General features: G+C 48.9%; 10 protein-coding genes. 9 read left to right on the forward strand and 1 reads right to left on the reverse strand.

The window, feature by feature from the left end; all coding sequences use genetic code 11:
- Nucleotides 1–123: 123 nt before the first annotated feature.
- Nucleotides 124–2,097: a methyl-accepting chemotaxis protein gene (locus AC1S8V_RS01860; protein WP_482072192.1), complete on the forward strand. Its 1,974-nt coding sequence runs from the start codon at nt 124–126 to the stop codon at nt 2,095–2,097.
- Nucleotides 2,098–2,316: 219 nt separating this feature from the next.
- On the forward strand, nt 2,317–3,513 hold the full coding sequence (locus tag AC1S8V_RS01865) for a DUF2087 domain-containing protein (RefSeq protein WP_482072193.1): 1,197 nt from the start codon (nt 2,317–2,319) through the stop codon (nt 3,511–3,513).
- A gap of 192 nt (nt 3,514–3,705) precedes the next feature.
- On the opposite strand, the gene AC1S8V_RS01870 is transcribed toward AC1S8V_RS01865, so the two are convergent.
- Nucleotides 3,706–5,706, reverse strand: a complete 2,001-nt coding sequence (locus AC1S8V_RS01870; RefSeq protein WP_482072194.1) for a methyl-accepting chemotaxis protein — start codon at nt 5,704–5,706, stop codon at nt 3,706–3,708.
- A gap of 446 nt (nt 5,707–6,152) precedes the next feature.
- Here AC1S8V_RS01870 and AC1S8V_RS01875 point away from each other — a divergent pair, with 446 nt between their 5' ends.
- The 7 genes from AC1S8V_RS01875 to AC1S8V_RS01905 all read left to right on the forward strand — a co-directional run bounded on the left by AC1S8V_RS01875 (nt 6,153) and on the right by AC1S8V_RS01905 (nt 14,500).
- Complete coding sequence (locus AC1S8V_RS01875) at nt 6,153–6,857, forward strand: AzlC family ABC transporter permease (RefSeq protein ID WP_482074362.1); 705 nt, start codon at nt 6,153–6,155, stop codon at nt 6,855–6,857.
- A complete protein-coding gene (locus AC1S8V_RS01880) occupies nt 6,848–7,177 on the forward strand; it encodes an AzlD domain-containing protein (protein ID WP_482072195.1) in 330 nt (109 codons plus the stop codon). Before AC1S8V_RS01875 ends, AC1S8V_RS01880 begins: the two co-directional genes overlap by 10 nt.
- A 96-nt stretch (nt 7,178–7,273) precedes the next feature.
- On the forward strand, nt 7,274–8,071 hold the full coding sequence (locus AC1S8V_RS01885; RefSeq protein ID WP_482074363.1) for an NAD-dependent epimerase/dehydratase family protein: 798 nt from the start codon (nt 7,274–7,276) through the stop codon (nt 8,069–8,071).
- Between the two features lie 301 nt (nt 8,072–8,372).
- Nucleotides 8,373–9,029 carry an SGNH/GDSL hydrolase family protein gene (locus AC1S8V_RS01890; RefSeq protein ID WP_482072196.1) on the forward strand — a complete coding sequence of 219 codons (657 nt, stop codon included), beginning with the start codon at nt 8,373–8,375 and terminating at the stop codon, nt 9,027–9,029.
- A gap of 269 nt (nt 9,030–9,298) precedes the next feature.
- Nucleotides 9,299–11,296: a heparinase II/III domain-containing protein gene (locus AC1S8V_RS01895; protein ID WP_482072197.1), complete on the forward strand. Its 1,998-nt coding sequence runs from the start codon at nt 9,299–9,301 to the stop codon at nt 11,294–11,296.
- Nucleotides 11,293–13,245, forward strand: coding sequence for a glycosyl hydrolase (locus AC1S8V_RS01900; RefSeq protein ID WP_482072198.1), 1,953 nt, complete (start codon nt 11,293–11,295; stop codon nt 13,243–13,245). The genes AC1S8V_RS01895 and AC1S8V_RS01900 overlap by 4 nt, the downstream gene beginning before the upstream one ends.
- A 118-nt stretch (nt 13,246–13,363) precedes the next feature.
- Nucleotides 13,364–14,500, forward strand: coding sequence for a glycoside hydrolase family 88 protein (locus AC1S8V_RS01905; RefSeq protein WP_482072199.1), 1,137 nt, complete (start codon nt 13,364–13,366; stop codon nt 14,498–14,500).
- The last annotated feature ends 144 nt before the right edge of the window (nt 14,501–14,644 follow it).

Raw genomic sequence — 14,644 nt, forward strand, 5'->3', positions numbered from 1 at the left:
AGGTGAATCCATATAACCTGACCGAAAAGATTAAATTTATTTTAATTTAGTATCTATACATAATATTTTTACAGCGATTGTCCGATAAAAGGATGGGTGAAGATTATGATGGGGGATAGTTAAATGAAGAAAAGGATTCGAAATTGGTTTACTTTAACCGTAAAAAAACGCCTGATCGCTGCATTACTCCTGTTCCTGATTGTACCGAGCATTACCGTGGGATGGTTGTCTTATCAAAAGGCTGCTGACCAGGTTAAGCAGGAAATAATTCGTTCCGCTCAGGCCAAAACAGAAATGCTTAGTCTGCAGATAAATCAAATGCTGGATATGGAGAAGGATAACGCGGCACAGATGGCTGCAGGTATTACTTCAAACGATATTATTAATAAATCCCCTGCACTGCAAAGGCAGATGGATCGGATGTCTCAGAATCATAAGGAACTGGGTGTGCTTACCGCAGGTGCCGAAGATGGTAGCTGGATGAAGTCCCCTGAATCCGTGGAACAGAATTATGATCCTCGAGAACGTTCATGGTATAAGATGGGCATGTCTCAGGATGAAACTGTAATCTCGGATACGTTCCAGTCGGCTTCGACGGGTGAATGGGTTGTGACCGCGGCGGCCAAGCTGGCTGACGGCAAAGGGGTATTCGGAGCCAATGTCAGTCTCAATCATCTGAAAGAATCCGTTGATCAGATACACATTGGTAAAGAAGGAAAACTGTACATGCTGGATAACGGGGGTAAATTCCTGTTCCACTACAATATTGAATCCGGTACACAGTCAGATGAAAGCTACATTAATGAGATGTACACGAAGGAAAGTGGAACGGTGAAGTATACATATGATGGTCGCGAAGTGGAAGCTGTGTATTTTACTAATCCGGTGACGGGTTGGAAAATTGTTGGTGAGATGGTTCCTTCGGAAGCAACGGAAGCTGTGATGCCTATTTTGATCCGTTCAATTACGATTGTGGCATCTGCATTGATTATTGGGTTGATTTTGCTTGTTTTCATTATTCGCAGCATTCACCGGCCATTACTTCAATTGACGCAGGCAGCATCCCAAGTAAGCGCAGGGGATCTAACGGTTCGTGTAGGTTTGCAGCGTAAGGATGAGTTCGGACAGCTCGGGGAAAGCTTCGACACGATGACGACTTCACTACGTAGTGTGCTTGGAGAGGTACATGATACGTCCAGTCAGCTGGCCGCATCTTCTGAAGAGCTGATGGCAAGTTCCGAGCAGACATCCAAAGCGACAGAGCAGGTGGCTGAACTGATGCAGGATGCAGCTGCAGGAACGACTTTGCAAAACAATAGTCTCGCTGCTACAGGTCAACTCGTGGGCGAAATGTCCATTGGAGTCAAAGAGATCTCATCAAGTGCTGAAGACACCGCTCGTATCGCTCTTGATGCATCCACCAAGTCGGAAGCGGGTATGGTTACCGTGGAAGAAGCGGTTACCCATATTCAGCAGGTGAATGACGAGAGCAAAGCCATGTCTGTGGTAATTGAGGATCTGCGAGCGAAAAATGAAGAGATTCTTGTGATTGTGGCCGAGATTACGGCCATTGCCAAGCAGACAAATATTCTCGCATTAAATGCATCCATTGAAGCTTCAAGAGCTGGCGAGCAAGGGCGAGGATTCGCAGTTGTAGCCAACGAAGTGAAAACACTGGCTCACAGTTCAGGCGCTTCAGCCGAGCGGATTAATGAGCTTATGCATGAGATGCAGGAGAAAACCAATGCGGTGCAATCGACTTTTGCCCGTACAGGAGAAGGTATGGTGAAGAGTTCGCAGATGGTTACAGAAGCGGGCGAAGCATTCCATAACATTCGTACTGCGGTACAGTTGGTGGCTGCACAAGCTGGAGAAGTATCCGCGGCCTCCCGTCAGATTGATGGGGGCATGGGCCATATCAACAAAGCAGTAAATGATACGATGGTTCTGTCGGACAGAATTGCCTCTGGAACGGAAGATGGATCAGCGGCGGCTCAAGAGCAGTTGGCCACGATGGAAGAGGTCGCAGCATCTTCGGCAGCATTGTCACGTATGGCTGAAGATCTGCAAAGCATGATTGAACGGTTTAAGTTGTAACAGTGATTGAAATGAGACTGCAGGGTTGCGACCCTGCAGTCTTTTTTCTGTTGAACAAGGGGTATCCGTTATGTCATCAAACACAACATCCTTTTCAGTTATGTTGACATAAACTAAACAAAATTATATTATGTCTATAAATAAACAAGCAAAATTATAAAATATTTGATTAATATTCGTTTGGGAATGACCATAACAATGATAAAAAGGAGCTTTACCATGAAATCATCAGAATCCTGGTTGCAAACAGCTTCGCTGGAAGAGATCAAGCGTGGTTATATGGAGGAAGGTCCCGCCTATATATGCGTCTGCTGCGGATACAGGACGGAAGTGGGGATTATCTACCCTGAAGAAGGGGTGCTCTATGAGGCAGCCCGCTATATGCGTGTTCATATTGAGAAGGTCCATGGATCGGTTTTTGAGTATTTGCTGGAGCTGGATAAAAGCGTAACCGGATTGTCCGATGTCCAGCGTGGCTTGCTGGCCCAGTTTCATGAAGGCAAGAAGGATGCTGAAGTACAGAAGGCCCTTGGCATCGGGAGTGCTTCCACAATCCGGAATCACCGGTTTGTATTGAAGGAGAAGGAACGGCAGGCCAAGATATTCCTGGCTTTAATGGAACTTCTCAAAAGTAAGGATACCCAGGCTCCAGCCGAATGGGTGTCGCCCGTTACAAGACATGGACATACGATCCATCATGACTCATTTGATATTACAGAACAGGATCGGGAGAAGGTGTTGAATAAGTATTTTCCAGAGGGCACCAGCGGTCCACTGACGACGTTTCATATGCAGCAAAAGCATAAATATATTGTGCTCACCGAGATAGCCAAACGATTCGATACAGAGCGCAAATATTCCGAAAAACAGGTCAATGAGCTGCTGAAGGAAGTTAATGATGATTACGTGGAAATACGGAGGTATCTCATCGACTATGGTTTGCTGGAACGTGAGCCAGACGGCAGTCAGTATTGGCAGGGAAGCCGCGCAGATCAACAGAGCGCCGGAGATGGAAAACAGGAGCGCAAAGAAAAGGGGGAGCGGAAGAACATGAATCGTCGCAAAGAATTGCAGGAACAGGCGAAGGAATTCAAAACGGAAGCGGGCGTCTACCAAATTCGGAATGAACGTAACGGCAAAGTTTATATCGACAGCACATTTAACCTGAAAACCATTAACGGACAACGGTTCATGCTACAGATGGGTAGCCATCTGAATCGAAGGTTGCAGGCTGAATGGAATGAATATGGAGAGAGTGCCTTCGTGATCGAAGTGCTGGAGACATTGAAGCAAGACGATAACCCGTATTACGATCCCAAAGATGCACTCGCCAAATGTCTAAACCGCTGGTTTGAACAGTTAGAGCCCTATGGAGATCAAGGGTACCACGGAGATAAAAAGCAATCTGCTGAATAGGAGAGGCATCTCCTTTCTAAAATGCCTGACCTTTTATAACCCAAAAGCCCCTTTGCCAATATGATGGCAAAGGGGCTTTTGGTGTTACAGACTTCTTGTTATATAAGTTGAACTAATCTTTTCCACGATAACAGCGATTGGAAGGTTGTTCTGTCATCGTAGTGTTAGTGTAAATAATCTTTAGTTCAACGGTTACAGCTTGAATTGTTCCACCAGCTTCTGCAGCTTGTGAGCCAGATGGGCGAGTGAGTCAGCAGAGGAAGATATCTCCTGCATGGAAGCCACCTGCTCCTCCGTAGCTGCGGAGATGTTCTCTGTTCCATCGGCATTGGTTTCCGATATCGCGTGGATCTGATCAATGGATTGCACCACTTCGGCTGTACTTGCAGACATCTGTTGTGAGGCGGCTGCAATGTTCTCAAGCTGATGATTAACGACCCCGACAGCATCACTAATCTGGGCAAAAGCTTCATCTGCAAACTGAACGGCACGAATGCCGTTGCTCACATCCTGTTGCCCGATCTGTACACTGTGATTGGCCATTGAAATCTCCTGTTGAATCGCTCCGACCATCTCTACAATCTTCTGGCCGGACTGGCTGGATTGTTCCGCGAGCTTGCGGACTTCGCTGGCAACAACGGAGAAGCCGCGTCCATGCTCACCTGCACGTGCTGCTTCAATGGAAGCATTGAGAGCAAGCAGATTGGTCTGTGCAGCGATGTCTGTAATGACAGATACCATCTCGCCAATGGATGTGGAGTGCTGTTCAAGTCGTCCCGCAGTATCTGCCATACCTTGCACAAAGCGACTGACGGAATCCATCTCGGATACGGCTGTCTGCATGGTAGCATTCCCTTTATCCGCGAGCTCACTTGCTTGCATGGCGGCCTCGGATACTTGTTGTGTGCTGTTCGATACCTGTCCTACACCTCCAGCAAGCTCATTCATCTGCTGTGCCGTATGCTTCAGGCTGCTTGCTTGTTTCTCAAGTCCAGCTGCGGATTCTTCCGTGATCAAGGCGACTTGCTCAGTTGCTTTGGTTGTCTCAGACGAATTGACTGCCAATTGTGTTGAAGAGGCAGTTAACTCGTCAGCCGTGTGACGAACGTCCTGAATGACGTTTCGTAAAGATTCGCTCATCTTATTGAAGCTAGTGCTGAGTTTCCCGAACTCATCCTGTCCCAACACAGCAACCTCAATGGTCAGATTACCATCACTAATTTCGTCAGATGCCTTCACCAGGCGGTTCAGCGGTTTGGTAATTGACTGCACGATCCAGAAGATAATGATCGAGCTTACAGCAATTGCAATCGCTACAACGACAAGTGTGGTATAGAGAATCGGACGGACAGACGCTGTCACTTCACCGCTGTCAATGACACCAACCACGGTCCAGCCCGTCGTTTCATTGGTGGCGAAAAAGGCGTGTTCCTGGTTTCCATTTAGTGTATAAGTCAGACTTCCGTTCTTCTGTGCAAAAATATCTTTATAAGGTTCCATGGTTCCTTCGGTTCCCGGTTTTTCGGTAGGATGTACAATGATTTTGTTGGCATTATCAATGATATAGACATAACCCTTCTCGCCGATCTTCGTGGAATTAACGGTCTGGGAAAGGGCTTCAAGCGACAGGCTGACAGAGACGACACCATGGCCATCCGCTGAGGTCTGAGCTACCGAAGCAACAACATTGCCGGTATTGCTTGATATGTAGGGGGTGATTACGGTAGGGACATCTTTGTTCTGTGTAGCAGCCTGATACCACGGGCGTTCGCGCGGGTCGTATCCTTCCTTATTCACCGCCGTTACAGGGGAGTTAATATACACGCCCTGATCGGTACCGATGGAAGCAAGTTCTACGTCATCATGGGTTTCCTTATACGCGTCGAGCAAAGTACGGATGGTATCCGTCTCGTCACCCTGGTTGGGTCCGACATTGCCTGCATCCAACTGACTTGCCAGGAAATCAACGTTTTTGCGTGTTGCACCAATGATCTGGTCAATGGTCTGGTTGAGTACAGTAACACTGCTGATCGCGTTCTCATACATTTTCTCTTCGACCTTGGCATCGGCTGTTTGGAACGAGATAATGCCCAGACTGATTGTTGGAATGAGTAGCACGATCGCAAATGACAAAATCAGTTTCTCTCTCATTTGTAGCGTTCTTTTGGCCCTTTGTTTAAAAATCTTCTTCATACACATTCCCCCTCTGTGTAACCCATCCCCATGTCTAGTGGACAAGTCCATCTGGTAAAAGATATTCCATTCCATCCTTTCCAGAAGTTTCTGGTGCTATCGTATGACAAATTTCGCGTTTATTCAACATAATTTATGAGTTTTGCGAAAATATTTTTTAATTTTGTAGGTATTTAGGATTACATCTGTTCTATAAAAAATATTCTGTCTCTCCCTTAGTGCACATCTTGTGGTATATTTCTGAATTAATGTGAAGTGAATTTTGCAAAATGTGAAATCCATAAGGCATGTAACTGGTCATGTTGAATACACAAAGAAGTTGTTTTCATGAATAATGGACCTGGATGGATCTACATCCATATATATCGGTTTATGGGGACAGAAATTGGAGAGGGGTTGTACGGCAGTTGGACCAAAGTACACTACAGATATCTGGACAGGAGAACATGAAAGAGGTCCAGGATCAAGCTACATTCATGCAGGGGGTCAAAGATTGTATCCCAACCCTGCTTGGCTATTTGAGTATTGGTTTTGCAGCGGGTGTCATTGAAATGACCGCAGGTCTGAGTCTGGCGGAAACGGCTCTGCTCAGCCTGATTTTATATGCAGGTTCGGCTCAGTTCATTGCAGCAGGCATGCTCGCATCGAATGGGTCAGCAGTAGCCATCATGTTCACCATATTTTTTGTGAATCTTCGTCATTTGCTGCTCAGTGCAGCTGTATCACCGTATTTTCGGCATCTGACCCCGCTTAAAAATATGTGGATTGGTTCATTGCTTACCGATGAGTCTTTCGGCGTGGCAATGACACGTGCGATTGGCAGAGAAAGGCTCAGTGAACGCTGGATGCACGGTCTGAATATTACCGCATACCTGAACTGGTTCGTGGCTAATATGGCGGGAGCGTACTTTGGACGCTGGATCACCAATCCGGAACGACTGGGTCTGGATTATGCTCTGCCAGCGATGTTTATTGGACTGGTTGTACTCCAGTTGGTGCATCGTAAAAACAAAAAATTACACATTAATGTGGCGATTATCGCCGTGGTCTGTGTAATCTTCGCCAGTATGGCTTCACTTGGCAGCATGAGTGTTATTGTGGCTGCGGTCATTGCGGCAACGATGGGAGTGTTCATGGAACGATGGAAGTAAGATGGGATGTATTCTGGATTATTATGGGCTCGGCGCTGTTAACATTTATCCCGCGTGTACTGCCACTGATGCTGTTCAGCAAGATACAGATTCCAATGTGGTTGTTACGCTGGCTTGAGTATGTACCCGTAGCGGTCATGGCAGCGCTAATTGGTCAGGAACTGTTCATGTCGGACAACCAGTTAGTGCCGATTACGCGCAATGCAGCTCTGTGGGCATCGCTGCCTACGATTGCAGTAGCGATCTGGACACGAAGTCTGCTTGGAACCGTATTGGTCGGTATTGTGGCTATGATGATACTGCGATATTGGATCGGATAATTGCTAGGCTAATATCCGGTAATTCCTTCGCCTGATCGGTTAATACTGTTTTATAACTAGCCTATCTGAGCGAAGGGAGCTGGATTCATGAGTGAACTGAAGCGCAAGCTGTTAATTACGGGAGCCGCTGGAGTCATTGGTCGCAGTCTGTTGGAGGGGTTGAGATCTAAGGGCACGTACGACATCGTTGCGGCCGATCTGCATGAAGACGAGAAAGCTGGCATTGTAGCCATGGATGTGACAGACGGGGAACGCTTGAAAGAACTGATGCAGGGAGTTCACACCGTTCTGCACATTGCATGGGCCAAGGATGAGGAAGACTTTCTGGGCAAAGTTCTGCCGATCAATGTAACTGGAGCCTACCATGTATATGAAGCTGCACGGTTGAACGGTGTTCAGCGGGTGATTTTTGCAAGCTCCAACCATGCAACAGGCTTCTATCCTACCGGTGAGGATATTGAAGTGGATGATCCGTACCGACCGGACAGCTTCTATGGACTTAGCAAATGTTATATTGAACTGCTGGGGCGGTATTACGTGGATAAATATGATATGTCCTCATTTAACATTCGAATTGGTAATTTCTCGGGTGATGCCTATCCGCACTCGGAACGCTCGGCTCATATCTGGATCTCGCCAAGGGACATGGTCCAGCTGGCCGAGTGCTGTATTGAGGCGGATTCGGATATGAAGTATCTGAATCTGTACGGGACTTCAGCGAATACAGACAATTATTATGATATTGGCTATCTGGCACAGAAGATTGGATACCGTCCTCAGGATGATGCAGCCGAGTTGTGGGAAGAGGCAAAGCTTAGGGGCGTACCCGATAAACAGGACGAGACAGCCTATCAGGGCGGAGGCCATGTGGAGAAAGAACCGAAGGATTCATAGATTGGTAACTATATAAGATGAATTAATCAATTACACGATAACGGAGAGGACAGAAAGAACCTGAAAAAGCGAAGCGTTCGCCTTTATCCTCGGATTTTCCCTTCTGAAAAGGGAATCAAAAAAATCTGGGGATAACAGCGATTGGAAGGTTGTTCTGTCATCGTAGTGTCAGTGTAAATATATGTAGTTCAACTTATATAGTTATGAAAACGCTATTTTCTATTGCAACCGAAAGGGATAAAATGGAGACTGAGGTGTTCAGTGTTTCCATTTTGCACAAGAGGAAGGAACGATTTCAATCATGAGTACAAGTCCATCCGTTATATTGTTTCAGGGAGATTCGATTACAGACGGGGGAAGATCACGCAATGATGATCCCAATCATTTTCTCGGACACGGATATGCGTATCTGATCTCCAGCAAACTGGGTATGGAACTGGCAGGCAAGCATAAGACGTTCTATAACAGAGGCATCAGCGGGGATCGGGCATCCGATCTGTACGCACGCTGGAATGAGGATACAATTAGTCTGAGACCGGACCTGATCAGTATCCTGATTGGGGTTAATGATGCCTGGCGTACGATGAATGGAGAACCTAGCGGGGTTACGGATCGTTTTGGACGAGCGTATCGCCATTTGCTTGAAGAAACACGGGAAGTGATGCCGGATACGGGGCTGATTTTGATGGAGCCGTTTATTCTGAGAACCGGAGCGACTGTGGAGAAATGGGAGGCTTGGGAAGAGCATATTGGTCAGTATCAGAAGCTGGCGCAAGGTCTCGCTGAAGAATTCGGGGCTGTGTGGGTACCATTGCAGCAAACGTTCAATGATGCTCTGAAGCAGGCGGACGCAGCATACTGGTTGTGGGATGGTGTGCATCCAACCGCAGCAGGTCATGAGCTGATTGCACGCCATTGGTTATCTGTTGTACAAAATTCCCCACTTGCGATTGTGTAATAACAACAACGGACAGTTCCGATATGAGAGGCAGAAACAAGTATTCGGGATTAGATAAGGATATGAGATAGACATAAAAAGCCTGTGGTTACAGGCCGAATGCAACGGAGAACCTGACGAAGGTTCTTCGTTTTTTTTGTTAGGAAGGAGAAGGACATAACGTTGTGGAAAGGGTTCTAATGGATAATTCTTCAAAAGTGCTATCATATCCGGTAAAATGAAATCGATTACATGATAATATTGGTATGACAATCCATTAACGAAGAGTGGTGAATCCAGTGGAAGATTCCATTCACGAAGTCGAAAATGAAAACATAAACAAACGTGGAACTGAGAGCAAAGCAGTGAGCTCCCTAAGTGCCGACAGACTCCGAGAGAAGTTGTCGCGGCCTGAATTGGCTACGTTATATACGGACTTGAAGGCATATGGTGAACGCGCCTTGATTGATCCTATGCCTTCCTTGTCGTTCCGTCTATATCGACAGTTCAGCGATACAGGTGAGCGGAAAGCCTATGAGGAGGCTTATTTTGATCGAAGGGGCAGACTGGCTGCTGTGGCGATGCTCGCATTGGACACGGCCAGGCCGGATGCACTGCAAGCGTTGGAAGAAATGTTGTGGGACATATGTGGCGAATATACGTGGTGCTTGCCTGCGCATCTGGGTACAGGAGAGGTCAACCAGGTGGATGGAAACATCGATCTGTTTGCCGCAGAGACGGTACATATGCTGGCCGAAGTTGTGACGATTCACGCCGAGCGGCTGGATCGCCTTGTCATAGAGCGGATCAGGTCTGAAGCAGAGCGGCGAATCTTCACCCCGCTTTACCGGGATCAACGGAAGTTCCACTGGCAGTCAGCGGATCACAACTGGTCGGCGGTCTGTAGTGGCTGCTGTGGCATGGCTGCATTGTTGCTGCTCGAGGATGAGCCCACACTACGGGAATCGATCTGCCATACAGTCAGCTGTATGAACGCATTCTTGAGCGGATATGGCGAGGATGGCGGCTGTGCCGAAGGCATTGGATATTGGGTATATGGCTTTAGTTATTTCACCTATTATGCCGAGATGCTTCGTGAATATAGTGGGGGCGAAATAAATCTGCTGACGGGCTCCAAAATAACAGCAATCGCAGTCTTCCCGCTGCGAGTTCATCTGTCGGGCGGAACATTCGTGAACTATTCGGACAGTGCTGAGCAGGAAGAGATTCCTTCCGGATTACTCTCCTTACTGGCATCCCGGGTCGGGTTGCAGGTGGATCTGCCGCTTCATATTCCACTGTTTACCGATGATCCCTGTCATCGCTGGGCTCATCTGTTGCGGAACGTGATGTGGAGCGATCCGGCAGTGTACGGTGATGAAGGAGCCTTTGGACAGGCTGAACGGGGATTTATTTTTCAAAATCTGGGCTGGATGATTGCAAAAGGCTCGCTCGATTCTCCGGATACAAAACGTACGAACAGCGCCCCCCTTCATGTGGCTATTTCCGTTAAAGGCGGGCATAACGACGAACCTCATAACCATAATGATCTGGGGCAGTTCATTATCCATTGCGGTGGTGAGAACATCCTATGTGATCCAGGAGCAGGGTTGTATAGCCAAGCCTATTTTGCACCAGGCAGGGAGCAACTGTTCCACATCTCATCATCCGGGCATAGCGTTCCGCTCATTGAAGGTCAGGAGCAAAGCTCGGGTCGGCAAGCGCAAGCCCAAGTGTTGGAGGCAAATCTGGCAAAGGATAGCGGTGAGCTGGATACAACATTGGATCTGACATCCGCATACCCTGGAGCTGCTTCACTGGCTCGTTATACGCGCCAATTCCATTGGAAGATGGCTTCTGGGGGTAGCAGGAATGGAGCAGAGTTGCGTCTCATTGACCGTTTTCAATGGAAGAGCAGGATTGTGCCTTCGGCTGAACGATTCTCTTCTGTGGGCGATTCAGATGCAGGGTGTTCGAGCGTTGTGGAGCGATGGATGAGCAGAGTACAGCCTGAGGTGGTGAAGAGCGGTAATCTTCGCTGGCAAGGTGTCCATGGAACGGTCCATATGACGTATGATGCGAACCAGTGGCAGGTCTTTACGGAGGCAATGGACACAGTTGATCATGACAATGTCCCAGTCACATTCTATCGGACGTCACTATCATGGACAGGTGTGATTGATGAGACGGATGTTCGGATAGAAAGTTCTGATCTGATTGAAACGGTATGTGAGGTACACTTCATCATTGAACCGAAAAATGGGAGAAACCGAGGTGAGTATGCGTGAGTAAATATACATCTGCGTCAACATATCCATGGAAAGATGAACTCGAACATTACCGTACATTGGCAGAACAAGCGGGCCCCCCTCCAGCAGACGGCTGGAATAGGGAGCGCAAGTTGGCACTTGTTGAAAGTGTTGTTCGCGCTTACACACCATATCAGGACAGCCATGGTGCAATTATCGACCCGTTCTCGGGTGTGGAGAGATATTATTCTACACCAGCCTATGCAATGGCTGCGGCAGTTCTGGTTGATGCGGGGCGTACAGATCTGCTTGATTCCGCATCGGCAGCCCTGTCACAGAGCATTGATGCCGTGGTCAAAGGTAGCGTACCTGACAATCACCCTGATTTTTTTCCAGTGCTCATGATGAGAGCTTACATGTTGTTAAAGTCACACCTGCCTGAACAAGCGAAGATTTGGGCTGAGGCGCTCAAGACGATCGATCCTGAACAAGATTATGTATTTACGATGAGCAAGATGAACAATCCCAATCGCATGATCAACTGGAACGCCATTATGATCTCTGGCGAATATCTGCGGTGGCATGAACAGCTGGCAAATGAGGATACAGCGTGGATGGATCGTTATCTGGAAGCCTATCATGTACCCCGATTTACGGCCCTTGGGTTGTATCAGGATGGACCGCTGGACCGACCCAATTGTCCATTTTCCTACGATATTGCCACCCGTTATCACCTTGGGGTGATGCTTGAAGCTGGTTACGAGGGAACCACTGCCGATACGTTACGTGAGCAGCTGCGCCATGGTGCGTTCAGCTCGCTGCTGACGTTATCACCGCTAGGTGAGATTCCACCGCGTGGTCGCAGTTCCCAGCACCAGTGGAATGAAGCGGCTGCGGCTTATGTGTGCTCCACACATGCAACACTAGCTTTGCAGGCGGGAGATCCGGTGATGGCGGGTGCTTTTGCACGTGCGGCTAATCGGTGTTTTGCTGCTGTGGAGCGCTGGAAAATGGAAGATGGGCGTCTGAAAATTGTACGCAATGAATACGCACCAGAAGATCGTCACGGCTACGAAATCTATACCAACCATACGTGTTACAACCTGTGGACGGCAGCAGCACTGGCTCACGCTTGTCTCAGTGATCTTGGCGAAGATGTAGGCGAAGTGTACCTTCCTTCCGAAGTGGGCAGCAGGGTTTTGCAGACCGATGGCTGGTTCGAAACCGTGATTGCTTCCGTACCTGGTCAGCAACTGGTATTACACACGGCGATGAATGATCCGTATACGATCCCTGGTTTGGTACGGATTCAGCAGACGGGATTACCTGGGCTGATTGGTCCATCTGCTGCCAGCCATATGCAGGCTGGATTCACGGAATTTGCCGAAGGGGCAGTTCGTCCGCTCAGTTACTGTCCTGCCTGGAAGACACCAGATGGGGGATGGCACAGTCTTGCAGAGGGTATTCCATCCGGTGGTGCATATGATCGTGACGTTGGATTGGACCCTGCACAGGGAGGAGGTTCCATTGTGTATGAGAAGGTGGAACATGATATGTGGAATCAAGTGGAGCAGCATCTGGCGGAAAGAGCGGCAGAAGATGGCGGAGAACGTCAGGTTAATTCTTTTGCCGTGACATGGGTCGGTCCATTACCCGGAATTGATACATTGCGTACTCATTATGTGCAACAGGCGGATTTGCTGACCATAACGTATGAATTCGAAGGTGAGATTGCGGCGGCAGGTGCACTCATTCCATTGATGTTCCATGATGGTCGTGAACAGGCGGTGATTACCCATACGGATCATAGCGTGCGAACGGCGTATCGGGGAGCATATGTAGAATCTACAGCGCTGGATCAGGGGGCCATTATTCATATGGAGGAGCAGACCGTGGCCTCCCGTAATGGGTTGCTGAAGGAAGCGCGGATTGAAGTGAACGGAGCACGTAGTCTGACATTTACAATCCGCTTGGGCGAGGTTACATGAAGATGTTCAGGTCGAGGGTTAAAGTAAGGATGACGAACAACATAACAGCAGATATGGTGAGCTTTAACTGGAGCAACAAGCAAAGATGTCCGGTACTGAATCGAGGAGGGATATGTTCATGAACACATCAACATCGGTAAAATGGTTAGAGGAAGCGTGGCAACAGGGAGCTGCCAAAACGATTCGGAATGCCAAGCGGATTAAGGATACATTTCCACACATTGCCCCGCAAGGGACGTATGACCGGAATGATCCGGAATGGTGGACGGCAGGTTTCTGGCCTGGATTGTTATGGCTGGTTTATGGGGAATCTCCGGAAAGTGAAGCAGCGGCTCCGCTACATCGCATTGCCGAAAGCTGTGAGCGGCAACTGGAAGGTTGTCTGCGTGATCCCGAATCGGTGGATCACGATCTGGGGTTCATCTGGCTGCTTAGTGGCGTAGCCAACTACCGCCAGACGGGCAGCATGGATGGACGGCGGCGTGGCATGCTTGCCGCCAATCTGCTCGCTGCCCGCTTCAACGTGCGCGGTGAGTTCATCCGCGCCTGGAACTTCAGCTCGTCAGCAATGGATACGCGCGGCGTAGCCATCATTGACAGCATGATGAATCTGCCGCTGCTCTACTGGGCATCCGAGCAGAGCGGCGATCCTCGCTTCCGCTGGCTGGCGGAAGCACATGCGGACACCGTGGCGCGCGAATTCATCCGCGCTGACGGGTCCATCTGCCACGTGGTGGAGTTCGATCCACACACGGGGCAGAAGCTGCGAGAGCATGGCGGACAGGGCCATGCTCCAGGTTCCGCCTGGGCGCGGGGCACCGCCTGGGCGTTGCACGGGTTTGCGCTGTCTTTCCGGTATACGGGCGAAGCCCGATATCTGGAGACAGCGGAGCGTGCGGCCGATTTCTTCCTCGCCATGCTTGGCGAAGAGATCGTGCCGGTGTGGGATTTCCGCGCACCTGTGGAGCATCAGGTGGCGTGGGACTCGTCCGCTGCGGCGATTGCCGCGAGCGGGTTGCTCGAGCTGGCGAAGCTGTCGCCACGCGGGGAAACCTATGCCGCCGCGGGAGAGCGTATCGTCCGCGGCTTGCATGAGAACTATAGCTCCGGTGACTCGGCAGCGGAAGAAGGTCTGATCATGCAGGGAACGGTGCATTACCCGGAAGGGCGAGGGCTGAATGTGCCGATTATATACGGCGATTATTTCTATATGGAAGCGTTGGCGAAGCTGCGTGGACGTGAGGGGTTATTTTAAAAGAGGAAATAAGAACTATGCACAGGATGAACTGAAGTTTAGAACGAATCAGTCGGGGCCTGTTATTAGCCTTCGAATTGTTGCATTAGATTAAACTAATAAATCATTTTATATTGCAGTAGTTAGTAGTAGCATCAGTAGAAA

The sequence above is a fragment of the Paenibacillus sp. B46(2026) genome (genome assembly GCF_056786355.1).